Annotated in this window: 22 protein-coding genes; 14 read left to right on the top strand and 8 right to left on the bottom strand. The window is 67.0% G+C overall.

What is annotated here, in order from left to right; translation table 11 throughout:
- The first annotated feature begins 115 nt into the window (after positions 1-115).
- The 3 genes from ACJ7Z0_RS24660 to ACJ7Z0_RS24650 are packed head-to-tail and all read left to right on the top strand — an operon-like array spanning position 116 to position 3,358.
- The gene (locus tag ACJ7Z0_RS24660) at positions 116-1,237 is read left to right on the top strand and encodes a 5-methyltetrahydropteroyltriglutamate--homocysteine S-methyltransferase (protein WP_055805106.1); all 1,122 of its coding nucleotides are present in this window, start codon (positions 116-118) and stop codon (positions 1,235-1,237) included.
- A 26-nt stretch (positions 1,238-1,263) separates the two neighbouring features.
- Positions 1,264-1,941, top strand: a complete 678-nt coding sequence (locus ACJ7Z0_RS24655) for a glutathione S-transferase family protein (RefSeq protein WP_434791938.1) — start codon at positions 1,264-1,266, stop codon at positions 1,939-1,941.
- Positions 1,942-1,981: 40 nt separating this feature from the next.
- Positions 1,982-3,358 carry a phospholipase D-like domain-containing protein gene (locus ACJ7Z0_RS24650; RefSeq protein WP_434791937.1) on the top strand — a complete coding sequence of 459 codons (1,377 nt, stop codon included), beginning with the start codon at positions 1,982-1,984 and terminating at the stop codon, positions 3,356-3,358.
- Here ACJ7Z0_RS24650 and ACJ7Z0_RS24645 read toward each other — a convergent pair.
- Positions 3,336-4,094 (bottom strand): TetR/AcrR family transcriptional regulator, encoded by a 759-nt coding sequence (locus ACJ7Z0_RS24645; protein WP_434791936.1) that lies wholly within the window; start codon positions 4,092-4,094, stop codon positions 3,336-3,338. The genes ACJ7Z0_RS24650 and ACJ7Z0_RS24645 overlap by 23 nt on opposite strands.
- A 102-nt stretch (positions 4,095-4,196) precedes the next feature.
- On the opposite strand from ACJ7Z0_RS24645, the gene ACJ7Z0_RS24640 reads away from it, so the two are divergent.
- The 5 genes from ACJ7Z0_RS24640 (at position 4,197) to ACJ7Z0_RS24620 (ending at position 11,177) form a co-directional block, all read left to right on the top strand.
- On the top strand, positions 4,197-5,207 hold the full coding sequence (locus ACJ7Z0_RS24640) for an HlyD family secretion protein (protein ID WP_434791935.1): 1,011 nt from the start codon (positions 4,197-4,199) through the stop codon (positions 5,205-5,207).
- A 161-nt stretch (positions 5,208-5,368) separates the two neighbouring features.
- Positions 5,369-7,165 carry an ATP-binding cassette domain-containing protein gene (locus ACJ7Z0_RS24635; RefSeq protein WP_434791934.1) on the top strand — a complete coding sequence of 599 codons (1,797 nt, stop codon included), beginning with the start codon at positions 5,369-5,371 and terminating at the stop codon, positions 7,163-7,165.
- 171 nt (positions 7,166-7,336) lie between these two features.
- A complete protein-coding gene (locus ACJ7Z0_RS24630) occupies positions 7,337-8,476 on the top strand; it encodes an ABC transporter permease (protein WP_434791933.1) in 1,140 nt (379 codons plus the stop codon).
- Positions 8,477-8,489: 13 nt separating this feature from the next.
- On the top strand, positions 8,490-9,608 hold the full coding sequence (locus ACJ7Z0_RS24625) for an ABC transporter permease (RefSeq protein ID WP_434791932.1): 1,119 nt from the start codon (positions 8,490-8,492) through the stop codon (positions 9,606-9,608).
- A gap of 15 nt (positions 9,609-9,623) precedes the next feature.
- Positions 9,624-11,177 (top strand): efflux transporter outer membrane subunit, encoded by a 1,554-nt coding sequence (locus ACJ7Z0_RS24620; RefSeq protein ID WP_434791931.1) that lies wholly within the window; start codon positions 9,624-9,626, stop codon positions 11,175-11,177.
- Here ACJ7Z0_RS24620 and ACJ7Z0_RS24615 read toward each other — a convergent pair.
- On the bottom strand, positions 11,174-12,226 hold the full coding sequence (locus tag ACJ7Z0_RS24615; RefSeq protein ID WP_434791930.1) for an ROK family protein: 1,053 nt from the start codon (positions 12,224-12,226) through the stop codon (positions 11,174-11,176). The genes ACJ7Z0_RS24620 and ACJ7Z0_RS24615 overlap by 4 nt on opposite strands.
- Positions 12,227-12,358: 132 nt before the next feature.
- Between ACJ7Z0_RS24615 and ACJ7Z0_RS24610 the strand changes: the two genes are divergently transcribed.
- Positions 12,359-13,894, top strand: a complete 1,536-nt coding sequence (locus tag ACJ7Z0_RS24610) for an ABC transporter permease/substrate-binding protein (RefSeq protein ID WP_434792722.1) — start codon at positions 12,359-12,361, stop codon at positions 13,892-13,894.
- A gap of 68 nt (positions 13,895-13,962) precedes the next feature.
- On the opposite strand, the gene ACJ7Z0_RS24605 is transcribed toward ACJ7Z0_RS24610, so the two are convergent.
- The 6 genes from ACJ7Z0_RS24605 to ACJ7Z0_RS24580 form a co-directional block, all read right to left on the bottom strand.
- Positions 13,963-15,399 carry an aldehyde dehydrogenase family protein gene (locus ACJ7Z0_RS24605; RefSeq protein ID WP_434791929.1) on the bottom strand — a complete coding sequence of 479 codons (1,437 nt, stop codon included), beginning with the start codon at positions 15,397-15,399 and terminating at the stop codon, positions 13,963-13,965.
- Positions 15,400-15,488: 89 nt separating this feature from the next.
- Positions 15,489-16,847 (bottom strand): glucarate dehydratase, encoded by a 1,359-nt coding sequence (gudD, locus tag ACJ7Z0_RS24600; protein ID WP_434791928.1) that lies wholly within the window; start codon positions 16,845-16,847, stop codon positions 15,489-15,491.
- A 16-nt stretch (positions 16,848-16,863) separates the two neighbouring features.
- Complete coding sequence (locus tag ACJ7Z0_RS24595) at positions 16,864-17,850, bottom strand: Bug family tripartite tricarboxylate transporter substrate binding protein (protein ID WP_434791927.1); 987 nt, start codon at positions 17,848-17,850, stop codon at positions 16,864-16,866.
- Positions 17,851-17,896: 46 nt separating this feature from the next.
- A complete protein-coding gene (gene kdgD, locus ACJ7Z0_RS24590; protein ID WP_434791926.1) occupies positions 17,897-18,808 on the bottom strand; it encodes a 5-dehydro-4-deoxyglucarate dehydratase in 912 nt (303 codons plus the stop codon).
- A gap of 145 nt (positions 18,809-18,953) precedes the next feature.
- Positions 18,954-19,928: a Bug family tripartite tricarboxylate transporter substrate binding protein gene (locus ACJ7Z0_RS24585; RefSeq protein ID WP_434791925.1), complete on the bottom strand. Its 975-nt coding sequence runs from the start codon at positions 19,926-19,928 to the stop codon at positions 18,954-18,956.
- 81 nt (positions 19,929-20,009) lie between these two features.
- Complete coding sequence (locus tag ACJ7Z0_RS24580; protein WP_434792721.1) at positions 20,010-20,831, bottom strand: FadR/GntR family transcriptional regulator; 822 nt, start codon at positions 20,829-20,831, stop codon at positions 20,010-20,012.
- Between the two features lie 189 nt (positions 20,832-21,020).
- Here ACJ7Z0_RS24580 and ACJ7Z0_RS24575 point away from each other — a divergent pair, with 189 nt between their 5' ends.
- From ACJ7Z0_RS24575 to ACJ7Z0_RS24555, 5 genes are all read left to right on the top strand, one after another.
- Positions 21,021-21,851, top strand: a complete 831-nt coding sequence (locus ACJ7Z0_RS24575) for an NAD-dependent epimerase/dehydratase family protein (protein ID WP_434791924.1) — start codon at positions 21,021-21,023, stop codon at positions 21,849-21,851.
- Between the two features lie 8 nt (positions 21,852-21,859).
- Positions 21,860-22,759, top strand: a complete 900-nt coding sequence (locus ACJ7Z0_RS24570; protein ID WP_434791923.1) for an SMP-30/gluconolactonase/LRE family protein — start codon at positions 21,860-21,862, stop codon at positions 22,757-22,759.
- Positions 22,760-22,793: 34 nt separating this feature from the next.
- Positions 22,794-23,762 carry a TRAP transporter substrate-binding protein gene (locus ACJ7Z0_RS24565; protein WP_434791922.1) on the top strand — a complete coding sequence of 323 codons (969 nt, stop codon included), beginning with the start codon at positions 22,794-22,796 and terminating at the stop codon, positions 23,760-23,762.
- Between the two features lie 201 nt (positions 23,763-23,963).
- Positions 23,964-24,410 carry a TRAP transporter small permease gene (locus ACJ7Z0_RS24560; RefSeq protein WP_431132275.1) on the top strand — a complete coding sequence of 149 codons (447 nt, stop codon included), beginning with the start codon at positions 23,964-23,966 and terminating at the stop codon, positions 24,408-24,410.
- Positions 24,401-25,699 carry a TRAP transporter large permease gene (locus ACJ7Z0_RS24555; protein WP_434791921.1) on the top strand — a complete coding sequence of 433 codons (1,299 nt, stop codon included), beginning with the start codon at positions 24,401-24,403 and terminating at the stop codon, positions 25,697-25,699. Before ACJ7Z0_RS24560 ends, ACJ7Z0_RS24555 begins: the two co-directional genes overlap by 10 nt.
- Positions 25,700-25,705: the final 6 nt, after the last annotated feature.

Below are 25,705 nucleotides of genomic sequence, written 5' to 3'. Positions count from 1 at the left end.
TTTCCACTGAAACTCGCCGAATTCAGGGTAAACACCGAGATTAATGTATACAGGTACGCGTGTTTCCAAGGCGATACGATCTTCGATTCGTTTACAGCCACGACGGAGATTCCCCATGTCCCAGCACGCCGCCCTGCCCGCCCGGTACGACCACGTCGGCAGCTTCCTGCGCCCCAAATACCTGCTCGAGGCGCGCGAGCAGAAGGCCAAGGGCGAGATCACGCCCGAGCAGCTCCGCAAGGTCGAAGACAAGGCCATCACCGAGATCGTCCGCTTCCAGGAAGACATCGGCCTGAAGAGCATCACCGACGGCGAGTTCCGCCGCACGTATTTCCACATCGACTTTCTCGACCAGCTCGGCGGCGTGAAGACCGACATTCCGGTCACCATCCGCAGGCCCGACGGCACCGAGGAACTCGCGCCGCCGGCCATGCGCGTGATCGACAAGGTGCGCCACGTGAAGGACATCCAGCTGGCTGACTTCCAATACCTGAAGAGCCAAGTCTCGGCCGGCCGGACACCGAAGGTGACGATTCCTTCGCCCACCATGCTGCACTTCCGTGGCGGCCGCGCCGGCATCAGCAAGGACGCGTATCCCGAGCTCGATCCGGTGTTCTACGACGACGTGGCCAAGGCCTATGGCGACGAGCTGCGCTCGCTGGCCGCAGCGGGCTGCACCTACGTTCAGATGGACGACACCAACCTGGCCTACCTGTGCGACGAGCACATGCGCGAAGCCGCCCGCAAGCGCGGCGACGACCCGAACGAACTGCCGCACCGCTATGCCGCGTTCATCAACAAGGTGGTCGCGCAAAAGCCGCCGGGCATGCTGCTGGCCATGCACCTGTGCCGCGGCAACTTCAAGAGCACCCACGCGGCGGCCGGCAACTACGAGCCGGTGGCCGAAGCGCTCTTGAAGGAGATGGACCTGGACGCCTACTTCATGGAATACGACGATGCCCGCTCCGGCGACTTCAAGCCGCTGCGCTACCTGCCCAAGGGCAAGACCGTGGTGCTCGGCCTCGTGACCACCAAGTTCGGCGAGATGGAAGACAAGGACGAGCTCAAGCGCCGCATCGAGGATGCCGCCAAGTACGCCCCGCTCGAGCAGCTCGCGCTGTCGCCGCAATGCGGCTTCTCGAGCACGGTGCACGGCAACAACATCGCGGTGGAGGCGCAGCGCAACAAGCTGCGGCTGGTGGTGGAGACCGCACAAGAAGTCTGGGGCTCGACCTGAACCGGCATTTCTGATGTAGTCGGGGCATGACGACGACGACCACAAAAATCTACTCGGGCCCCCTCAGCATGTTCGGCGCGAAGGTGCAGATCGCCGCGCTCGAAAAAGGCATCGACTTCGAACTGGTGATGGTGCCGTTCACCAAAGACGACGCCTACGAGCCCAAGCACCCCGAGGTGCTGCGCGTCAACCCGGTGAAGCAGCAGGTGCCCGTACTCGTCGACGACGAGGTCGGGCTTTTCGACTCGACGCAGATCTTCGAGTACCTCGAAGACCGGTACCCCACGCCGGCGCTGTGGCCCCAGGATGTTGCCGAACGGGCACGCGCGCGGCAGCTTGAGCAGAAGTCGGACGAGGTCTTTTTTCCCAACGTGATCAGGCTCTTCGGCCTGCAGCGCGACATGCAGAGCGCGCCCGCCGTGGCCGCCTGCGCCGCGTGCGCCCGCTACTACGACGAGATGGAAGGCCTGCTGGCCACGCGCGAGTACCTTGCGGGGCCCTACTCCTTCGCCGACATCGCCTTCTACATGGCCTGCATCTTTGCCGACCGCAAAGGTGCCCGCATGACGCAGGCGACGCCGCGGCTCCTGGCCTGGCGCAGCCGCATGGGCGAGCGGCCCGCGGTGCGAACGGTGGTCGAGCCGATGATGCGCTTCCTGGCTTCCGAAGGGCGCGACGTGGCCTCGTTCCTGATGCCACGCTGATCGCACGCCGCTCCCCCGGGTCCTCAGGCATCATTGCCGCATGCCGAACTCGAGTTTCGACTGGCTTCCTTCACCGTCACAGCATTTCCTTGTCATCACCTTCGCGCTGCTGGTCTATGTGCTGACCACGCGCGCGCGCCGCGAGCAGCGCGCGCCCACCACGGCCATTGCCTGGGTCATGGGGCTGGTGCTCATGCCCTACTTCATCCTGCCGATCTACCTCTTGTTCGGCCAGCGCAAGCTGCGCCCGGCGGGCTCGCCGCGGCCGCCGCGCTCGGTGCCGCCGGGGCACTGGGCGGCAGACCTGATCGAAAGCTTCGGCCTCGCGCCGCCGGGCCGCTGCGCGATCCGCCTGCATGCTGACGGCGAGGCCGCGCGCGAGGCACTGTGGCAAGTGATGGACGGCGCGCGCGAGCGCATCGACGTGTGCACCTTCATCATCGGCGACGACACGCTGGGCCGCGCCGTCATCGAGCGGCTGGCGCAGCGTGCGCGCGAAGGCGTCAAGGTGCGCGTGCTGCTCGACGGCTTCGGTGCACTGACATTGCCGCGCCGCCACTTCGAACTGCTGCGCGCGGCGGGCGGCGAGGTCGCCGTGTTCCGCCCGTTCTTCAGCCTGCGCCGCATCGGGCCGCGCAACCTGCGCAACCACCGCAAGTTCACCATTGCAGACGACGGCTGGCTGTGGTCCGGCGGGCGCAATCTGGCGGGCGAATACTTCACCGGCAACGACAAGCATCCCGAAGGCTGGCGCGATCTTTCGTTCGACCTGCACGGCAGCGTGGCCGCCGCGGCGGCGCGTCAGTTCGACCACGACTGGAGCTCGGTGCGCGGCCGCAAGGCGCGCGCCATCACGGCCGACGACGTGGAAAGCGCGGGCGGCGCCATGGCGCAATTCCTGCCGAGCGGCCCCGACCAGACCGAGGACACGGCCCATGCGCTGCTCATCGACGCCTGCTTTCGGGCCGAGCACCGCGTGCTGGCGATCACGCCTTACTTCGTGCCCGGCGACGGCCTGCGCGATGCGCTGCGGCTGGCCGCGCGGCGCGGCGTGGAAGTGACCATCGCGATCCCCGCGCGGTCAAACCACCGCCTGGCCGACTTCGTGCGCGCGCGGGCCATGCGCGACCTGGCCCGCGCGGGCGTGAGCTTTCGCATGCTGCCCTTCATGGCGCACGCCAAGGCCGTGGTGGTCGACAACGAGCTGGCCATGTGCGGCTCGATCAACCTCGACCTCCGCAGCCTGCTGCTCAACCACGAGGCGGCCGTGGTGTTCTACGGCCCGGGCGAGATCGACTGGCTGGCCGAATGGGTCGCCACCACGGCTTCCGCCGGCGAGCCCTACCGCGCGCGGCGGCCGGGCCTGTTGCGCGACGTGGCCGAGGGGCTGCTGCTCACCGTCGCTTTCCAGCTGTAGTTTTGGCTGCCGTGGTGCCGGGCGCCAAGGCCCTGGCCTCCACCGCAAGGGCATCGAGCCCTGCGAAGACGTAACGCATCAGGTCGTCCGCCAGGCCCTCGGCGTTCTTCAGGGCCGGCAGCACCTCGTTGCGCAGATTCTTGGGCGCCACCGTCATCACGATGCAGGGCAACACAGTGAACAGCAGCGCACGCTGCACCGACGGATGATCGTCGGGCAACCCCATGATGCCGCCGACCAGGCCGCGGATCAGCTTGGCCTTGGGCAGCACCGCCCGCCGGATCAGCACCGGCATGGCCGGCGACGGCGAGAGCGCCTCGCGCAGCACCACGCGAAAGCCCCAGGGTGCCTTGGGCTGGCTGCCCATCTCGATCAGGTGCGTGAGAAAGGCCCGCAGCTTGAGCCGCGGATCGGCCGCCGCGCTGGCCAGGCTGACCAGTTCGTCGATGCTCACAAGCTGGCGATGCGCCTCGATCAGCACGGCCTCGTAGAGCCCGTCCCTGCTGCCGAAGTGGTAGTTGACCGCGGCCATGTTGGTGCCGGCGCGCGTGCAGATTTCCTTGCTGGTGCTCTCGGCGAAGCCGCGTTCGGCAAACAGCTGGCCCGCGGTTTCGAGGATGTGCAGGCGCGTGGTGCTGCCGTCGGTGCGAGAGGTGCGCGGGATGCGTGCCGCAGCCTGGCGCGGAGCAGGGGCACTGGCGCCGAAAGAACGGGTGCTGGAAGAGCGGGAAGCCATGGCCCCGAGGTTAATCGAATTGAAAAAATACTTCAAATTCAAATTTCGATTTGATAACATCCGGCCGTGTTCCGGTCTGAAAACCGGCAGGAGCCCGTTCTCATGAACAAGAAACCCCTCATTGCCGCTGCCGTCGTGGTGCTGGCCGCTGCGGCGGGTGGCTGGTGGTACCTCCATCGTTCGGCCACGCCGTCCGACCAGCTCGTGCTGTACGGCAACATCGACGTGCGCCAGGTCTCGCTGGCCTTCAATGCCAATGAGCGCGTGGCCGAACTCACGGCGCGCGAAGGCGACCACGTGCGCGCGGGGCAGTTGCTGGGCAGGCTCGACACCCGCTCGCTCGTGCTGCGCGTGGCGCAGTCGCAGGCGCGCATCGGCGTGCAGGAGCAGGCGCTGCTGCGCCTGAAGACTGGCAGCCGGCCCGAAGAACTCGCGCAGGCCGGCGCCCAGGTGGCCGCGGCGCAGGCCGATGCCGACCTTGCGCAGCAGCAACTCGTGCGCCTGCAGGCCATCGGCCAGACCACGGCCGGCCGGGCCGTGAGCCAGCAGGACCTCGACAGCGCACAGGCCCGCCGCAAGGTGGCGCTGGCGCAACTGGACAACGTGCGCAAGGCGCAGCAGCTCGCCGTCGCCGGGCCGCGCAAGGAAGACATCGCGCAGGCACTGGCCCAGCTCGAATCCGCACGCGCCGATCTGGCGCTCATGAACCACCAGCTCCAGGAGGCGGAGCTCAAGTCGCCCATCGACGCCGTGGTGCGCGCGCGCCTGCTCGAGCCCGGCGACATGGCCTCGCCGCAGCGCCCGGCCTTCACGCTGGCGATCACCGATCCCAAGTGGGTGCGCGCCTACGTGGCCGAACCCGACCTCGGCCGCGTGCGGCCCGGCCAGGAGGCCAGCGTGACCACCGACAGCCAGCCCGGCCAGCAGATCACGGGCAAGGTCGGCTATATCTCGTCGGTGGCCGAGTTCACGCCCAAGACAGTACAGACCGAAGAGCTGCGCAGCAGCCTGGTCTACGAAATCCGCGTGATGGTCGACGACAAGGAAGACCGGCTGCGACTCGGCATGCCGGCGACCGTGCGGCTGCAGCTGCCTCCGAACGGCAAGCCGTGATGATGGACCTCATCGACCGCCGTTGCGCATTGCTCCCTCCCCTTCCGGGGGAGGGCTGGGGTGGGGGCAAGCGGCCTGTCCATCGAGCGCCCTGCCTGCCCCCATCCCAACCTTCCCCCAGAGGGGGAAGGAGCAAGACCACCAGCATGGAGGGGCATTGAATGCAGCGCACTGAGCCGGCCGTGGCCGGACGCTCCCTGCACAAGCGCTTCACCCTCAAGGCGTCGAAGCAGCCCGTGCATGCGCTGGCCGGCGTCTCGCTCGAGGTGCCCGCCGGCACGCTCACCGCGCTCGTCGGGCCGGACGGCGCCGGCAAGACCACGCTCCTGCGGTTGATGGCGGGCCTGATGCGTGCCGACGAAGGCGAACTGCGCGTGCTGGGCATCGATGTATCGGCCAACCCGCAGGCGGTGCAGGACCGCATCAGCTACATGCCCCAGCGCTTCGGCCTCTACGACGACCTGAGCGTGCAGGAGAACCTCGATCTCTACGCCGACCTGCACGGCGTCTCCGCCGGCCAACGCCGCGAGCGCTATGCGCGGCTGATGGAAATGACCGACCTCGGTCGCTTCACCAGCCGGCCCGCGGGCAAGCTCTCGGGCGGCATGAAGCAGAAGCTCGGCCTGGCCTGCACGCTGGTGCGCTCGCCCGAGCTGCTGCTGCTCGACGAGCCCACCGTCGGTGTCGATCCGCTCTCTCGGCGCGAGCTCTGGCAGATCGTGCAGCAGTTGGTCGACGACGAAAAGCTTTCGGTCATCGTCAGCACCGCCTACCTCGACGAGGCCGAGCGCTGCAGCCATGTGTTCGTGCTGCGCGAGGGCCGGCTGATTGCAGAGGGTACGCCCGCCGAGATTCGCGGCCATGCGCAAGGCATGTGCTTCGTCGCCGCGCCGCCCGAGGGCGAGCCGCCGCGCCTGATGCAGGCCCGCCTGCTCGATGCGCGGCAGGACATCGTCGACGCCGTGCCGCAGGGCGGCGAAGTTCACTTCATCCGCCGCCAGGGCGCGGACGACGCGGCGCTCGAGAAGCTGCTGGACGGCGCGCGCGCCGAGCCCGTGCCGCCGCGGCTCGAAGACGGCTTCATGACGCTGCTGCGTACCCACCAGGCCACTGCGCCGCACGTCGCACCACTCGCCGCGGCCGAAGGACTTGCACCGGCCGAAGGCGAGCCCGGCGAAGTGGTCATCGAGGTGAAAGACCTGGTGCGCCGCTTCGGCGATTTCGTGGCCGTGGCAAGCACCAGCTTCTCGGTGCGGCGCGGCGAGATCTTCGGCCTGCTCGGACCCAACGGCGCGGGCAAGACCACCACCTTCCGCATGCTCTGCGGCCTGCTGCCCGCGAGCGGCGGGCAGCTGCGCGTGGCCGGCGTCGACCTGCGCCATGCACGCGCGCAGGCCCGCCAGCGCATCGGCTACGTGTCGCAGAAGTTCGCGCTCTACGGCAACCTCACGGTGCGCGAGAACCTCTCCTTCTTTGGCGGCGCCTACGGCCTGCGCGGAGAAAAGCTGCAGGCGCGCATGGACACGGTGTTGCGGCAGTTCGACCTGGAGCGCGAACTCGATGCGCCCAGCGGGCAGCTGCCCGGCGGCTACCGGCAGCGATTGGCGATGGCCACCGGCCTGCTGCACGAGCCCGAGATCCTGTTTCTCGACGAGCCCACCAGCGGCGCCGATCCGCTGGCGCGGCGCGAGTTCTGGCGCCGCATCACGGCACTGGCCGAAGGCGGCACCACCGTCGTCATCACGACCCACTTCATGGAAGAGGCCGAGTACTGCGACCGCATCGTGATCCAGGACGCCGGCAAGGTGCTGGCCATCGGCACGCCGCGGGAGGTGCGCGCGCAGGCGCTCGATGGCGAGGGTCATGAAAAGCGCATCGACATGGAGCAGGCCTTCATCGGCATCGTCGAGAAGGCACGCACGAACGGAAGAAATTCCGCCGCGGGGGTCACCTTATGAATGCCATCTCTTGCCCCCTCTCCCCTCGGGGAGAGGGCGGGGGTGAGGGCCGGCGACGGTGGCGTGGTCTGAGCTTTTGCGAAGGCCGACGCCCTCACCCCTGCCCTCTCCCCGGGGGAGAGGGAGCAACAGCCGAGCCGCAATCGGCCATCCGAGCGCAGAGGTCGCCCAATGAACACCAAGTTCTGGACCCGGCTGATCTCCCTCACGCGCAAGGAGTTTCGCCAGCTGCTGCGCGACCGCAGCAACCTGGCCATCGGCATCCTGCTGCCGATGGTGCTGATCCTGATCTTCGGCTACGGCATGTCGCTCGACGTGAAGAACGCGCCGGTGGGCGTGGTGCTCGAAGACCCCTCGCCCACGGCGCACGAAGCCATTGCCGGCCTGCAGCTTTCGCCCACCATCGCGCCCGTGCTGCTGGGCTCCATGCACGACGCCGAGGTCTTGATGCGCGAACGCAAGATCGACGGCGTCGTGCGCGTGCCCTCCGATTTTTCGCGCGCGCTGGCCGCGGGCAATGCGCGCGTGCAGCTCATCGTGCATGGGGCCGACGCGGGGCGCGCGACCATCATCCAGGCGTACGTGAGCGGCGCTCTTGCGCAAACGGCCGTGCGGCAGGCGGACCGCGGCGGCGGCAGAACCGGTGCGGACGCACCCCCAACGGGCCGCGTGACCGTGGAGCAGCGCATGTGGTTCAACGCCGCGAACACCAGCACCTGGTACCTGGTGCCGGGCCTCATCGTGCTGATCATGACCCTGGTCGGCGCGTTTCTCACCGCCCTGGTGATGGCCCGCGAATGGGAGCGCGGCACGCTCGAGGCGCTGTTCGTCACGCCGGTGCGGCCGGTGGAAATACTGCTGGCCAAGATCATTCCGTACTTTGCGGTCGGCATGCTGGGCCTGGCGCTGTGTCTCCTGGCCGCGCGCTTCCTGTTCGCGGTGCCCATGTACGGCTCGCTGTTCGCGGTGGTGCTCAGCTCCATGCTCTACCTCGTCGTCGCGGTGAGCCTGGGCCTCGTGATCTCGTCGGTCACGCGCAACCAGTTTCTCGCGAGCCAGGTGGCGCTCATCGCCACCTTCATGCCTTCGATGATGCTCTCGGGATTTTTGTTCGACCTGCGCAACGTGCCCCTTGCCGTGCGCGTGATCGGCCATGTGCTGCCGGCCACCTACTTCATGGACCTGATCAAGACGCTGTTTCTCGCGGGCGACGTCTGGCCGCTGATCTGGCGCAACTGCGCAGTGTTGCTGGCGTATGCGGTGGGCCTGCTGCTGCTTGCCCGCGCCGTCACACGCAAGAGCCTCGACTGAAGGACGGCACCCCATGACCGATTTTCTGCTGCGCATCGCCAACCTCTGCAGGAAAGAGCTGCTCGCCATCTTCAAGGACCCGGCGAGCCGCGTGATCCTGTTCGTTCCCGCGATCATGCAGAGCCTCATCTTCGGCTACGCCGCCACCTACGACCTCACGAACGTGCCCTATGCGCTGCTCGACCAGAGCCGCACCGGTGCATCGACCGAGCTGATTGCGCATCTCGACAGCACCGGCGTCTTCCACCGCGTGGCCACGCTGCGCACGCAGGCGGACATCCGGGAGGTGATCGACACGGAGAAGGCGCTGCTGGTGGTCCAGATCGCATCCAACTTCGAGCAGCAACTCGGCGCGGGCCAGCCTGCGGCCATCCAGCTGATACTGGATGCGCGCAACTCCAACACGGCGGGCTCCGCGGCCGGCTACGTGAGCGCGGTGGTCGAGCGCTACAACGCCGAGCTGCGCACGCGGGCCGGCGCGCCGCCCACACCGCTCACCATCGAAACGCGGGCCTGGTTCAACCCGAACCTCCAGACACGCTGGAACCTGCTGCCGGGCCTGATCGCCGCGCTCAGCATGCTGCAGACGCTGATGCTCACGGCGCTCTCGGTCGCAAGGGAGCGCGAGCAAGGCACCTTCGACCAATTGCTGGTCACGCCGATGTCGCCGCTCGAAATCATGATCGGCAAAGCGCTGCCGCCCGTGCTGGTCGGCCTTGCGCAGTCGACGCTGATCCTGCTGGTGGCCCTGTTCTGGTTCGGCATCCCGATGGCGGGCTCGCTCGCCACGCTCTACACCGGGCTGGTTTTCTTCACCATGGCCAGCGTGGGCATCGGCCTCTCGATCTCGGCGGTGTCGGCCAACATGCAGCAGGCCATGCTCTACACCTTCGTGCTGCTGATGCCGATGATGCTGCTGTCGGGCCTGACCACGCCGGTGCGCAACATGCCGCACGTGCTGCAGCTGATCACCATGGCCAATCCGCTGCGCTTTGCGATCGACCTGGTGCAGCGCGTGTACCTCGAGGGCGTGGGCCTGGCGACAGTGTGGCACAACCTCATTCCGCTATCGATCATCGCCCTCGTCACGCTGCCGCTGGCGGCTTGGCTGTTTCGCCATCGCCTGGCCTGAAACCGGGAGCACCGCATGCCTGCATCGCGCACCCCCTCCGCATACTTCTCCTGTTCCGCGCTCGCGCTTCTTCTTCTTGCCGGATGCGCTGTGGGTCCCGACCACCGGCCCGCGGAACCGCAGGCGCCCGCCGACTGGTCCGCATGGCACGGCGGCTCGCAAGCACTGCTCGGCACCGAGCGGACAGCGGTGCCCACGGGCGCTGCATCCGGCGACTGGAAGGCCTTCAACGATCCGCTGCTCGATCGCCTGCAGGCACGCGCGCTGGAGGCCAATCACGACCTGCAGAGCGCCGCCCTTCGCTTTGCGCAAAGCCGCGTCCAGCGCACCGCGGCGGCGGCGCAGCAGGCACCGCAGCTCAATGCCAGTGGCGGCGTCAACCGGCAACGCCAGAGCGAGACCGGCGCGGCCACGCGGATGATCGATGCGCTGGGTTCGTCGGTGTCCAACCGCGACCAGTTGATCCGCACGCTGAGCGAGCCCTACAACCTCTACCAGGCCGGCTTCGATGCGTCGTGGGAAATCGACCTGTGGGGCCGCGTTCGGCGCAGCATCGAGGCCGCCGATGCGGATGCCGGCGCATCGGCCGCCCTGCTGCGGCAGGCACAGCTCAGCGTGCAGGCCGAGGTAGCGCGCAACTACTTCGAACTGCGCGGTGCGCAGCGCGAACTGCGGCTGGCGCGCGCCGACATTTCGGCGGCGGCCGAGTCGCTCGAGCTGGTGCAGGCGCGCGCGGACGGCGGCCTGGTCACCGACCTGGACCCGACCCGCCAGCGCACGCAACTGGCCGAGCTGCGTGCACGCATTCCGATGCTGCTGCAGCAGGAAGCCCAAGCCATGAACCAGATCACGCTGCTGACCGGCGCGCCGCCCGGCACGCAGAACGCCGAACTCGCGTCGCCTTCCGACGGCGGCACGGGCGACCCGCTCGAAGCATTGCAAGCACCGCCGCTGCCTGAACTTGCCCTCGGCCTGCCTTCCGACGTGGCGCGACGGCGGCCCGACATCGCGGCGGCGGAGGCGCAGCTGCACGCCGCCGCCGCACGCATCGGCATTGCGGTGGCGGACCTCTACCCCCGCGTCACGCTCGGTGCGGGCTTCGGCTATGAATCGGCTGGCAGCGAGCGCTTTGGCGAATGGGGCAGCCGGCAATGGCACATCGGCCCTTCCATCAGCCTGCCGATCTTCGACAACGGCCGGCGCCGGAGCACGGTGACCCTGCGCGAGCTGCAGCAGCAGGAAGCCGCGGTGGCCTTCCAGCAGACGGTGCTCAAGGCCTGGCACGAGATCGATTCGGCGCTGAACGCCTATGCCGCCGAGCGCCAGCGCCATGCGGAACTGATCGAGCGCGAGCGCAACAGCCGCGACGCGCTCACACTCGCGCATGCGCGCTATGCCAACGGGCTCACGGACTTCGGTGTCGAGCTCGACGCCCGCCGCACGCTGCTGCAGGCCCGGCGCGACCGCGTGCAGAGCGCGAACCGCATGGCGGTTGGCATGGTGGCCGTCTACAAGGCACTCGGCGGCACCATACCGTCCGCTGCCGGAGCGGCAGCCGCACCGGACTAGAAGGTATTGGTGAAGCTCGCGTTGCCAAGGCCGGTGCCGATGGTCAGCACGCCCCAATGGGAAACATCGCGCATGAACGGAAGCTCGCTCAGCCCCTGCACCACCGCGTCGTTGTGCATCAGGATCAGCGTGGGGCCGGAGCCGATCATCGGTATGCGGCGCCACAGCGCGCTGGGCAGGTGAAACGCGCGGCTTTCCCAATCGCCAGGCAGGTTCTGCGAGCCGCGCTCGATCGAGCCGTCCTTGCGAATCAGCCCGGGGCATGCGATGCCGATGAAGGGCGCGAGGCGGATGTGCTTGCGCTCGCAGTAGCGGGCCATGTCCTCGAGCATGAGCGCGATGCGCTCGACCATGTCGGTGCGGTTGGGGCTGTCGTCCGCATGGCGCCACTTCTCCCGCCGCACGACCTTGGCCAGCGACAGGTCGCGCGCCTTGTGCCGGCGCGCCTTCACGATGCCGCAGCGCACGTTGGTACCGCCGATGTCCACGGCCAGGATGGCGTCGTGCTTCTTCAGCATGGCCGGCGGCGTGAGGTGCACCCAGCCGATCAGGCCGCCGTCGTCGACCTCGTGCGACAGCCGCCCGAGCTGTACGTGCACACCCATGTCTTCCAGGATGGCCGCGGTCTGCAGGATGGCGCGCTCGCCCACGTCGCTTTCGGTGAAGCCGCCGCCCACCACGATGCGCTCCACCTTCTTCCATGAGGGCTGGCGCGTGAAGCGCTGGATCACGAAGGCCAGTTCTTCGGCAAATTCCTCGATGGCGCCGTGCATCAGGTCGCCGGCATCCGAGGGCTTCTGCAGGATGCGGTCAAGCTGCTCCTTGCTGAGGTCGCGCGAGTGCTCCCGCCCCAGGGGATCGATGCCCGTCTTGCGGCGGCGCTTGCGCCAGCGTTCGAGCAACGCCCTGAAGGCGGTCTGGCTGGCCTGGTCGCCGACGAAGCCGTCCTTGTCGCGCAGCTGCAGGCTGTAGCCCTCCACCCTGAGGCCCGGGAGCTCGCGCAGGCCGTGCACGTCGGGGCCGGGCAGGAGGTGGGTTTTCTTCTTCATGCCGGCCATGATGGGTGCGATTGCATCCTCGCAGCATCGGTAGCCCGCACCAGGGTTTGTAGGAGATTGGCGGGTGCCCCGACCGGGGCGATGTCTATACACTGGCCCCCGATGTGCCTGCCCCACCGCCGCATGCTGCGTGCCGCCTTGTTGTTGTTCGCCATGGCCTGGCTCGGTGCCGCTGCGTCGGCGCAACCCGGCGAGGGCACGCTGCGCGTCGGTTCCAAGCGCTTCACCGAGTCGTACATCCTGGCCGAGCTGCTGGCGCAGACGGCGGCGCCGCACACCGCATCCCCACCGGTGGTGCGGCAGGGGCTGGGCAACACGGCCATCGTCTACGAGGCGCTGCGTTCGGGCGCCATCGACCTCTATGCCGAATACACCGGCACCATCGCACTCGAGATCCTCAAGGGCTCGCCAGCTGAAACGCGCGAGGCCATGAATGCGGCGCTGGCACCGCTGGGCCTGGGCGTGGCCATTCCGCTCGGCTTCAACGACGGCTATGCGCTGGCGGTGCGGGCAGCCGATGCCGAGCGGCTCGGCCTGCGCACGCTGAGCGACCTCGCAAGACACCCCGAACTCAAGCTCGGCCTGTCGAACGAGTTCATCGGCCGCGCCGATGGCTGGAAGGGCCTGGCCGCGCGCTACGGCTTCACGCAGACGCCGACCGGCCTCGACCATGGCCTGGCCTATGAAGCCGTGGCCGCGAAGCAGATCGACGCGATCGACATCTACACCACCGACGCCAAGATCGACCATCTCGGCCTGCGCGTACTGGAAGACGACAAGAAATACTTTCCGCGCTACGACGCGGTGGTGCTCTACAAGCTCGACCTGCCGGCGCGGCTGCCGAAGGCCTGGGCCGCGCTGCAGGCGCTGGAAGGCCGCATCGACGAGCGCGCGATGATCGCGATGAATGCGCGTGCCGAACTGCAGAGCGTGCCCTTCGACGCGATTGCGCGCGACTTCCTGGCCAGCACAAGTGGAAAGGCACAGCAGCCCCGGGAGCCCCGGCGCGGCTTCATCGCCAAGCTGTTCGGCCCCGATCTCTGGCAGCTGGCACGGCAGCACCTGCTGCTGGTGGCGGTGTCCGTGGGCATTGCGATCCTGATCGGCGTGCCGATTGCGATCCTGGTGTTTGCGCATGTGCGGCTGCGCGCGCTGGTGCTGGGCATGGCGAGCATCCTGCAGACCGTGCCCTCGCTCGCATTGCTGGCGGTGCTGATCTCCCTGCTCGGCGCCATCGGGGCGCTGCCCGCATTGATTGCGCTCACGCTCTATTCGCTGCTGCCGATCATGCGCAACACGGTGACCGGCCTGGCCGAAGTGCCGAGCGGCCTGCGCATGGCGGGCACCGCGCTGGGCATGACGCCGCCGCAGAGCCTTCGGCTGGTGCTGCTGCCGCTCGCGCTCCCAACGCTGCTGGCGGGCATTCGAACGGCCACGGCCATTGCCATTGGCACCGCGACCATTGCGGCCTTCATCGGCGCGGGTGGATTCGGCGAACGCATCGTCACGGGGCTGGCGCTCAACGACCGCGAGCTGCTCGTGGCGGGCGCGCTGCCGGCCGCGGCACTGGCGCTGCTGAGCGAGGGCTTTTTCGAGCTCGTCGAGATGCTGATGCGCCGCCGGCGCCAGGCGCCGCAGCCGTCTTCGCCGCCGCCATGAGGCCGTCGCGCAGCAGCCATGTCCGATGAGCCGAATGGCCGGGCGCGCTGCACCCGGCCTGCAGAGACTCAAGCCAGCGTGTACGCCGTCTTCACCGTGGTGAAGAACTCCTGCGCATACTTGCCCTGCTCGCGCGGGCCGTAGCTCGAACCCTTGCGCCCACCAAAGGGCACGTGGTAGTCCACCCCCGCCGTGGGCAGGTTCACCATCACCATGCCCGCCTGGCTGTGGCGCTTGAAGTGCGTGGCGTACTTCAGGCTCGTGGTCGCAATGCCCGCCGACAGGCCGAACTCCGTGTCGTTGGCCGTGGCCAGCGCCTCTTCGTAGTTCTTCACCCGGATCACGCTGGCGACCGGCCCGAAGATCTCTTCCTTGTTGATGCGCATGGCGGCTGCCGATTCGCTGAAGAGCGCCGGCGACATGTAATAGCCGTCGGTCTCCAGCTTCAGGAGCTCGCCGCCCGCGGCCAGCGTGGCGCCCTCGCCCTTGCCGATGGCCACGTATTCCAGGTCCTGGTCGAGCTGCGACTTGGACGAGACCGGGCCGATGTCGGTGCCCTGGGCCAGTGCATCGCCCACCTTGATCTTGGCCATGCGGGCCTTCATCGCCTCGATGAACTTGGGGTAGATGCCTTCGGTCACGATCAGGCGGCTGGAGGCCGTGCAGCGCTGGCCGGTGGAGTAGAAGGCGCTTTGCACGCTCAGTTCCACGGCCTGGGCCAGGTCGGCGTCGTCCAGGATCACCTGCGGGTTCTTGCCGCCCATCTCCAGCTGCACCTTCTTGTGGTTGGTGACGCACTGCACGGCGATGTTGCGGCCCACGCCGACCGAGCCGGTGAAGCTGATGGCATGGATGCCGGGGTGGCTGACCAGGGCTTCGCCGATCACGCTGCCGCGGCCCATCACGAGGTTGAACACGCCCGCCGGAATGCCCGAGCGGTGGATGATCTCGGACAGCGCCCAGGCGCAGCCGGGCACCAGGTCGGCGGGCTTGAGGACCACGCAGTTGCCGAAGGCGAGCGCAGGGGCGATCTTCCAGGCCGGAATGGCGATGGGGAAGTTCCAGGGGGTGATGAGGCCGACCACGCCGACGGGCTCGCGGGTGATCTCCACGCCGATGTTCGGGCGCACCGAGGGCAGCAGCTCGCCGGACAGGCGCAGGCATTCGCCAGCGAAGAACTTGAAGATCTGGCCGGCGCGGGTGGCTTCGCCGATGCCTTCGGCGCGGGTCTTGCCTTCTTCGCGGGCCAGCAGGGTGCCGAGCTCTTCCTTGCGCGCCAGGATCTCGGTGCCGATCTTGTCCAGGGCATCGGAGCGCGCCTGGATGCTGCCGGTGGCCCAGGCGGGAAAGGCGGCGGTGGCGGCGGCCACGGCGGCCTGCACGTCAGCGGCGGTGCCCTGGGCGTACTGGCCCAGCACGTCGGTCAGGTTGCTGGGGTTGACGTTGGGGCTGTAGCTGGCGCCGGCTCGCCATTCGCCGCCGATCAGGTTGTCGAAGTTTTGCATGAGGATTCCTTGCTGCTCGATGGAAAGAAAGAAGCCGGAGCACTGCGTGTCCGGCTGCGGAAAACCAAAACGGGAGAGAGACTAAACCTTCAACGAACCATACAGGGTTTCTTGTTGTCGAAAGTCCACCCCGGGATCAGGTATTGCATCGCCTGCGCGTCGTTGCGCGCACCGAGTCCATGCTTGAGGTAAAGCTGATGCGCCTTCTCGACCTCGTTCATGTCGAGTTCCACGCCCAGCCCGCCGCGCGTCGGCACCTTCACGAAGCCGCCTTCGATCTGCAGCGGCGCCTTCGTCAGGCGCTGGCCGTCCTGCCAGATCCAGTGCGTGTCGATGGCGGTGACCTTGCCCGGCGCCGCGGCCGCCACGTGCGTGAACATGGCAAGCGACACATCGAAATGGTTGTTGGAATGCGAGCCCCAGGTCAGGCCCCAGGCCTGGCACAGCTGCGCCACGCGCACCGAGCCCTGCAGGGTCCAGAAATGCGGGTCGGCCAGCGGAATGTCGACCGACTGCAGCGAGAGGCTGTGCACCATCTCGCGCCAGTCGGTGGCGACCATGTTGGTGGCTGTGGGCAGGCCGGTCGCACGCCGGAACTCGGCCATCACTTCGCGCCCGGAAAAAACGCCTTCGGCACCGCACGGGTCTTCGGCATAGGCCATGACGCCGTGCAGGTCGCGGCAGAGGCGGATCGCGTCCTGCAGCAGCCAGCCGCCGTTCGGGTCGAGCGTGACGCGCGCCTTCGGGAAGCGCTCGTGCAGTGCACGGATGGCCTCGACTTCTTCTTCGCCGCGCAGCACGCCGCCCTTGAGCTTGAAGTCGGTGAAGCCGTAGCGCGCATGCGTGGCCTCGGCCAGGCGCACGATGGCTTCGGGCGTCATCGCTTCTTCATGGCGAAGGCGGAACCAGTCGTTGTCGGCGCCGGGGTCGCTCTCGTACGGCAGGTCGGTCTTGGTGCGGTCGCCAACGTAGAACAGGTAGCCGAGCATCTGCACCGCATCGCGCTGCTGGCCTTCGCCGAGCAATGCAGCCACCGGCACTTCGAGGTGCTGGCCGAGCAGGTCGAGCATGGCCGCCTCGACGGCGGTGACCGCATGGATGGTCACGCGCAAGTCGAAGGTCTGCTGGCCGCGCCCGCCGCTGTCGCGGTTGGCGAACGCACTGCGCATGCTGTTGAGCACCGCGTTGTGCTTGCCGAGGGGCTGGCCCACGATGAGGTCGCGTGCATCTTCAAGCGTCTGGCGGATCTTCTCGCCGCCCGGCACTTCGCCGACGCCGGTGTGGCCCGCGCTGTCGGTCAGGATCAGCAGGTTGCGCGTGAAGAACGGGCCGTGCGCGCCGCTCAGGTTCATCAACATGCTGTCGTGGCCCGCAACGGGCACCACGCGCATGCCGGTGACGACAGGGGCGCCCGACACGGCTTTGGAAAGGGATTCAGGACTTGTCATTTTCGGGCTCGGTGCCTCAATCTGCGGTGATGTGGCGAGTGTCGATCAATGTCTTCCAGCGCGTCCACTCGCGCAACTGGAAGGCGGTGAATTCCTCGGGGGTGCTGGCGACGATTTCCAGGCCCTGGTCGAGCATGCGCTTCTTCGTCTCCGGGTCCTGCATGGCGGCAATCACCGCGTCGCTCAGCTTCTTCTTGGTGGCGGGCGGCAAGCCCTTCGGTGCAGCCATGCCTTGCCACGAGTAGACCTCCGCACCCTTCACGCCGGCCTCGGCCAGCGTGGGCACATCGGGCAGCACGGGCGAACGCTTGTCGCCGGTGACGGCAAGGGCGCGCAGCTTGCCCGCGCGGATATGAGGCAGCACGGCATTCACGTTCTGGAACGAGAAATCGACCTGGTTGCCGAGCAGATCGTTGACTGCCGGCGCACCGCCCTTGTAGGGCACATGCACGCCTTCGGTCTTGCTCTGCTGCCAGAACAGTTCGGCCGACAGATGGTCGGACGAACCGTTGCCCGAGCTCGCGAACGAGACCTTGCCCGGGGTCTTGCGCAGCAATTCCAGCAGGTCGGCCACGGTGCGCTCGGGCCGCGCGGCATTGGTCACCAGCACATTGGGCGCCTGCACGGGAACGCTGATGTAGTCGAAGTCCTTGGTGGCGTCGTAGGGCACGCTCTTTTGCAGGTGCGGCGTGACGACGAAGGCTCCGAGCGACGACACCAGCAGCGTGTAGCCGTCGGGTGCCGCGCGCTTGACCTGTCCCGTGCCGATGGTGCCCGTGGCGCCCGGCCGGTTGTCGACGACGAAGCTCCCGCCGAGCTTTGCCTGCAATTGCAGCGCCAGTGCGCGCGCCACCATGTCGGTGGAGCCACCGGCGGGGAACGGCACCACGATGGTCACCGGCTTCTGCTGCGGCCATGCATCGGCTTGGGCCAAGGCATGCGGAGGCAGCAGCGCAGTGGCGGCAAGCGCGGGGCCCGCCGCGATGAGAAGAAGCTTTTTCATCAGCATGCCTTGTTGTCTCCGTTGTCGGTTTTATCGACCCGGCCGCTTACTGCGGGCCGAGCGCGTCGATCAGGGCCTTGAGCTGTTCCATCTCGGCGGGCTTCAGGTCGGTGAGTGGCGCGCGCACCGGGCCAGCGTCGTGGCCGACGATCTTGGCGCCGGCCTTGACGATGCTCACCGCATAGCCAGGCGTGAGGTTGCGCAGTTCGAGGTAAGGCATGAAGAAGTTCTTCAGCAGGCGATGCTGGGTGGCCATGTCGTCGTCGCGCACGGCTTCATAGAACTGCACCGCGGTCTTCGGAATGAAGTTGAAAACGGCCGACGAATACACCGGCGTGCCCATGGCCTTGTAGGCCGCGGCATAGACCTCGGCCGTGGGCAGGCCGCCCAGGTAGGCGAAGCGATCGCCCATCTTCTGGTAGATGGCCACCATGGCTTCGATGTCGCCGATGCCGTCCTTGAAACCGACCAGGTTCGGATTGCGCTCGGCCAGGCCGGCGAGCGTGTCGGGCTTGAGGCGGCTGGTGGCGCGGTTGTAGACGATGACGCCGAACTTCACGCTCTTGCACACCGCTTCGACGTGCGCGGCCAGGCCTTCCTGGCCGGCTTCGGTCAGGTAGTGCGGCAGCAGCAGGATGCCGTGTGCGCCCGCCTTCTCCGCGGCTTGCGCGCACTGGATCGCAAAGCGCGTCGGGCCGCCGGCGCCGGCAATGATGGGCACCACGCCGCGGCAGGTGTCGACCGCGCTCTGGATGATGCCGGGGTACTCCTCGCCGGTCAGCGAGAAGAACTCGCCCGTGCCGCCGGCCGCGAACAGCGCGCTCGCGCCGTAGGGGGCGAGCCATTCGAGACGCCTCTCGTAGCCCTTGCGGTTGAAGTCGCCGTTCGCATCGAAGTCGGTCAGCGGGAACGAGAGCAGGCCGGAGCCCATGATGGATTTAAGTTCTTGAGGGTTCATCGAGACACCAATGAGAGTGGGTTAAAAATGGATCCGTTCTTTTCGTGGACTGCCGCGGAACCGGCTTTGCCGGGCCGCTGGCAGTGCCCCCGGAAGGGGGTTGGCGCGCGCGACACGAAGTGCGCGCAGACTGGGGGTGAGCCTATCAATCCAGCTTGATGCCGGCGTCGGCCACCACCTTGGCCCAGCGCGTGCGTTCCTTGCCGAAGAACTGCTCTTCCTCGGCCGGCGCCATGGTCACGACCTCAGCGCCCTGCCCTGCAAGGCGCGAGCGGATGTCGGCCGCGCGAATGACCGTGATCAGTTCCTTGTTGAGGCGCTGGACGATGGCGTCGGGCGTACCCTTGGCAACCCGCACGCCTTGCCAGGTGCCCGACTCGAAACCGGCCACGCCCTGCTCTGCGATGGTGGGCACGTCACCGATCAGCGGCATGCGCGTCGACTTCGAAACGCCGAGCACCTTGAGCTTGCCGCTTTGCACGTGCGGCAAGGTGGCCAGCATGCCGTTCATGAGAATCTGGGTCTGGCCGGCGACCGTGTCCTGCACCGCCTGCACGCCGCCCTTGTAGGGCACGTATTGCCAGCGCGCACCGCTGGCGCGCTCGAGCGCCACGCCGGCCAGATGCGGCGCACTGCCGGTGGCGGTCACGGCGAAGTTGATGTCCGACTTCTTCGACAGGGCGATCAATTCCTTCAGGCTGTTGGCCTGGACCGACGGATGCACCACCAGCAGGTGCGGCGAATAGGCCAGCATGGTCACGCCGCGCAGGTCCTTGGAGGGATCGAAAGGCAGCCGCGTGTAGACCGAGGGGCTGATGGCGAGCGCGCCGACGTCGCACAACAGCAGCGTGTAGCCATCGGGCTTCGACTTGGCGACGAAATCAGCGCCAAGGTTGCCGTTGGCACCCGGCTTGTTCTCGACGATGACCGGCTGGCCGAGCGCTTCCGACAACGGCTGGCTGATGGAGCGGGCAATGATGTCGGACGAACCGCCCGGTGGGTACGGCACCACGATGCGCAGTGGCTTGGAGGGCCAGGCGTCGGCCGCATGCACACCACCGGCGGCAAGCACGCCGCCGCCCAGGGCGCCGAGCATCAGGTCACGTCTTTTCAAGCTCATTCAGGTCTCCTGTCAGGTTGTGTTGTCAGTCATCGTACAACCACAAATGACGCTTGTCCAGCGTCGGCAAGAAAATTTCGCTCAGGAAGCGGCTGGCGGCGTGTTGGCCGTGGCTTGTTGCGCCGCTTCCTGCGCCACGCGCAGCCGCTCGCGGCTGTTGGTCAGGTGGATGCGCATGGCCGCACGGGCCGACTCCGGATCGCGGCGCGCAATGGCTGCATAGATCTCTTCGTGCTCGCGGTTCACGCGGCTCAGGTATTCGCCGCGCCGGTCGTAGTTGCGAATGGCGGTGATGCGCGTGCGCGGAATGATCGTGGTGCCCAGGTGGCTCATGATGTCCGCGAAATACGGGTTGCCGGTGGCCTGGGCGATCTGCAGGTGAAAGCGGAAATCGGGCGCCACCGTATCCCCCGCCACCGCCACGTTGCGCTCGAAATCGTCGAGCGCCTGGCGCATGGCAAGCAGGTGCTCCTCGGTGCGGCGCGTGGCCGCGAGGCCCGCGGATTCGGTCTCCAGGCTGATGCGCAGCTCGAGCACCGCCAGCACGTCCACCGAGGTGGCGATGTCGGCGGAATCGAGCCGGAACATGCCCGCCGCACGCGGCTGCAGCACGAAGGTGCCGACGCCATGGTGCGTTTCGACCAGCCCGGCGGCCTGCAGCTTCGACAGTGCCTCGCGCACGACCGTCCGGCTTACGCCGAAGGACTTCATGATGGCCGATTCGGTGGGCAGCTTGTCGCCGGGGCGCAGCGACTGGCTGCGGATCTTTTCGCCCAGGTCTTCCACCAGCCCGTGGGCCAGGCCGCGCGGGCGCGGGCGCCCCACCCCCACAAAGGAGGCGCCGGCAGCGGCGTCTGCCGCCGCATCCGAAATTGAGGGATTACCCGTAGCCGTTTGGACCATGGTCAAGATAATAATCCCCAATTAGTTGTACGACAACAGATAACTTATCACTCAGTTTGCGGCAAGTGTCGTCCATCCATCGACCGGTTATTCGAACTGGCGCGGCATGGGAGATGAAGCCGCTTTCTGGCTAGCTTTCGGTGACTGCTCCATCGCCCTGGACCTCAACCCATTCACACGCCACCACACATGTCGACGTCCTCACAAACTACCAACAGCAAGCTCCACCGGATTCTGCTGACCGGCGCGGCCGGCGGCCTGGGCAAGGTATTGCGCGAACGCCTGCGCCCCTTTGCCGAGATCCTGCGCCTTTCCGACATTGCCGCAATCGCCCCCTCCGAGGGTGCGCACGAAGAAGTGGTGCCCTGCGACCTGTCGGACAAGACGGCCGTCCATGCGCTGGTCGAGGGCTGCGACGCCATCGTGCACTTGGGCGGCGTCTCGGTCGAGCGCCCGTTCGAGGAAATTCTCGAAGCCAACATCAAGGGCGTGTTCAATGTCTACGAAGCCGCCCGCCGGCACGGCGTGAAGCGCGTGGTGTTCGCGAGTTCGAACCATGTGATCGGCTTTCACAAGCAGAGCGATCGGCTGGACGCCAGCGCCCAGCGCCGGCCCGACGGCTACTACGGCCTGTCGAAGTCGTTCGGCGAAGACGTCGCTCAGTTCTACTTCGACCGCTATGGCATCGAGTCGGTGAGCATCCGCATCGGCTCGTCGTTCCCGGAGCCGCTCAACCGCCGGATGATGAGCACCTGGCTCAGCTACCGCGACCTCACCTCGCTGATCGAGAAGTCGATCTTCACGCCCGACGTGAAGCACACCATCGTCTACGGCATGTCGGCCAACCGCGATGTCTGGTGGGACAACAGCGCGGCAGCGCACCTGGGCTTCGTGCCGCAGGACACCTCCGAAGTGTTCCGCGACAAGGTCGAGGCCCAGCCTCCCGTGGCGCCTACCGACCCCAACGCGATCTACCAGGGCGGCGCGTTCACGGCGCAGGGCCCGTTCGGCGACCAATGACGACCGGCATGCAAGCCGAACTCGTTCTCGATGCGCGATGCGCGACCGGCGAAAGCCCGGTCTGGCGCGCCGATGAGCAGGCGCTCTACTGGGTCGACATTCCGGCGAAACAACTGCACCGCTGGCACGCCCCGACCGGCGCGCACAGCTGCTGGACCGGCGACGAGATGCTGGCCTGCATCGCACCGCGCGCCGGCCATCCGGGCGAGTGGATCGCCGGCATGGAAAGCGGACTGTTCGCCATCGCCACGCGCGCCGACGGCACCCTGGCCGCGAGCCCCGTTGCGAGCGCCGTCCACGCGGAACGCGGCATGCGCTTCAACGATGGCCGCTGCGACCGCCAGGGCCGCTTCTGGGCCGGCACCATGCAGATGGACATGGCGGCAGCGCATGAGGTCGGCCGCGTGTACCGCTACCAGGGCGACGTGAATGCGGAAGTGGCGCTGCGCGCCCAGTTCGACCGCATGATCGTTCCCAACGGCCTCGCCTTCAGCCCCGACGGCAGGACCATGTACCTCTCCGATTCGCATCCGGCGGTGCAGACCATCTGGGCTTTCGACTACGACACCGACACCGGCACGCCACATGGCCGCCGCGTGTTCGTCGACATGAAGCCGCTGCCGGGCCGCCCCGACGGCGCCGCCGTCGACGCCGACGGTTGCTATTGGATCTGCGGCAACGACGCCGGGCTCGTTCACCGATTCACGCCCGAGGGACGGCTCGACCGCTCCCTTGCCGTGCCGGTGAAGAAGCCCGCGATGTGCGCCTTTGGCGGGCCAGCGCTCGACACGCTCTACGTGACGTCGATCCGCCCCGGCGGCGACCTGTCCGACCAACCGCTGGCGGGCGGCGTTTTTGCGCTGCGTCCCGGCGTCCAGGGGTTGCCGGAACCCGAATGCCGTTTCTGATTGTTTTTAACCACCAACCCCAAGAGGAAGACAAATGAAATACACCCGCCACCTCATCGCCCTGGCCGTAGGCGCCTTGGCCATGGCAGCCAACGCGGTCGAGTTCCGCTCGGCCGACGTGCACAACAGCGACGACTACCCCACCGTCGCGGCGGTCAAGCACATGAGCGAACTGCTCGACAAGCGCAGCAACGGCAAGTACAAGATCAAGGTGTTCAACAAGAGCGCACTCGGCAGCGAGAAGGAAACGCTCGACCAGGTGAAGATCGGCGCGCTCGAAATGAACCGCGTCAACATCAGCGCGCTGAATTCGATCTGCCCCAAGACGCTGGTGCCGACGATGCCCTTCCTGTTCGACTCCATCGCGCACATGCGCAAGTCGCTCGACGGCCCCATCGGCGACGAGATCCTGAAGGGCTGCGAACATGAAGGCCTGGTCGGCCTGGCCTTCTACGACAGCGGCGCGCGTTCGATCTACGCCAAGAAGCCGGTGAAGACGCTGGCCGACGCGAAGGGGCTCAAGATCCGCGTGCAGCAGTCCGACCTGTGGGTCGCACTGGTGAGCGCCATGGGCGCCAACGCCACGCCAATGCCCACCGGCGAAGTGTTCACCGCACTCAAGACCGGACTCATCGACGCGGCGGAAAACAACATTCCTTCATACGACGGTTTCAAGCACTACGAAGCGGTGAAGTTCTATTCGCGCACCGAACACTCCATGGCGCCTGAAATGCTCGTGATGTCCAAGGCCATCTACGACAAGCTGCCCAAGGCCGACCAGGACCTGTTCCGCGCCACGGCCAAGGAATCGGTCGCCTTCCAGCGCAAGAAGTGGGACGAGCAGGAAGCCAAGTCGCTCGAGGTCGTGACCAAGGGCGGCGCCCAGATCATTGCCGACGTGGACAAGGCATCGTTCCGCGCAGCCATGGCCCCGGTCTACACCAAGTTCATCTCGACGCCCGATCTGCAGCGCCTCGTCAAGGCCGTTCAAGACAACAAGTGACGTGCCTCGGCCCTCCCGCTTTCCGGGGAGGGCCCCTCACCCATATTCAGGGAAGTTCCCATGACACTTACCGTCCCCGCGGTAGACAAGCTGGCGACCGGCGCGCCCGTCGAGCTCGAAGACCTGGTCGATCCGAACGGACGCCCTCCGTCCAACCACGCCTATTCGCGCTTCTGCGCGTTCCTCTCCAAGGCCAGCCTGATGCTCGCGGTGGCGATGCTCATCACCATCATCGTGTGCGTCCAGTACCAGGTCGTCGGCCGCTATGTGTTCAACGACACGCCGACCTGGGCCGAAGGCCTCGCGCTGCAGCTGGTGCTGTATGTCACGGCGCTGGGCGTTGCCGTCGGCGTGCGCGATGCCGGCCACATCGGGCTCGACTCGCTGGTGGTGCTGCTCCCCGAATCGCTCCGCCTGAAGATCGAAATACTGATTCACGCGCTGGTCGCGCTCTTCGGCGCAATCATGACCTGGAGCGGCTGGGTCTGGACCACGCTCAAGTGGAGCGACATCAAGCCCATGATGGGCGTTCCGGTGGGTCTCGACTATCTCGCGCTGGTGATCGCGGGTCTCCTGATCGTCCTCTTTTCGATTGAACATATCGTCGCCCTGCTGCGCGATGAAGAAGTGGTGCCCGCGTGGAACTGACTGTCCTATCCCTCGTTTTCCTGGTGCTGCTGGTGCTGGGCGTGCCGGTCGCGTTCTCGATCGGCCTGGCCTCCGTTGCCACCGTGCTCTATGCGGGCCTGCCCGTTGCCGTGGTGTTCCAGAAGATGGTCGGCGGCATGCAGGTCTTCTCGTTCCTGGCGATTCCGTTCTTCGTGTTTGCCGGTGAGCTCATGCTTTACGGCGGCATCGCGCAGCGCATCGTCCGCTTTGCCAACAGCCTGGTGGGCCACGTGCGCGGCGGCCTGGGCATGAGCAACGTGATCGGCTGCACGCTGTTCGGCGGCGTGGCCGGCTCGCCGGTGGCCGACGTCTCGGCCATGGGCTCGGTGATGATTCCGCTGATGAAGAAGGAAGGCTACGACGCCGACTACGCGGTCAACGTCACGACGCACGCGGCCCTGGTGGGTGCGCTGATGCCCACGTCGCACAACCTGATCATCTTCACGCTGGCGACCACGGGCATTGCGTCGGTCAGCGTGCTGAGCCTGATTCTGGCGGGCCTCATTCCGGCGCTGCTGCTCACGCTGTGCAACCTGGCCGCCGCCTACTACGTGGCCATCCGCCGCGGCTATCCGATTCGCGGCGCTTTCCCCGGCTGGGGCGAAGTGCTTGCGGCGTTCATCGGCGCACTGCCCGGCTTGATGATCGTGGCGATCATCCTGGTCGGCATCCTGTCGGGCGTGTTCACCGCCACCGAGTCGGCGGCGACGGCGGTGCTCTGGGCATTGGGCGTGACCGTGTTCGTGTACCGCTCGCTCAGCCGCAAGGACTTTTTCAAGGCCTGCGCCAAGGCCTGCAAGACGACCGGCGTGGTGCTGCTGCTGATCGGCATCTCTTCGGCCTTCGGCTACTTCATGGCCCTGTACGAAGTGCCGCAGAAGACCGGCGAGCTCATGACCAGCGTCTCGAGCGATCCGTGGGTCATCTTTCTGATGATCAACGTGCTGCTGTTCGTGCTCGGCACCTTCCTGGACATGGCCGCGACCATCCTGATCTGCACGCCCATCTTCCTGCCGATTGCCATGCAGTTCGGCATGAGCCCGGTGCAGTTCGGCATCGTCATGCTGATCAATTGCGCCCTGGGCCTCAACACGCCGCCGGTAGGCACCACGCAGTTCATAGGCTGCGCGATCGGAGGGGTATCCGTCGGGCAGGTGATGCGGTCGATCTGGCCGTTCTATGGTGCCCTCCTGATCTGCCTGATGCTCGTGACCTATGTTCCGGCGTTCTCGATGTGGCTGCCGGACCTCGTCAACGCGGTCAAGTGACACCAA

It is taken from the genome of Variovorax palleresanus, assembly GCF_051144945.1.
GTDB lineage: Bacteria > Pseudomonadota > Gammaproteobacteria > Burkholderiales > Burkholderiaceae_C > Variovorax > Variovorax paradoxus_S.
The sequence above is the reverse complement of the archived record's forward strand: the minus strand, read 5'-3'. Positions and strand labels throughout refer to the sequence as shown.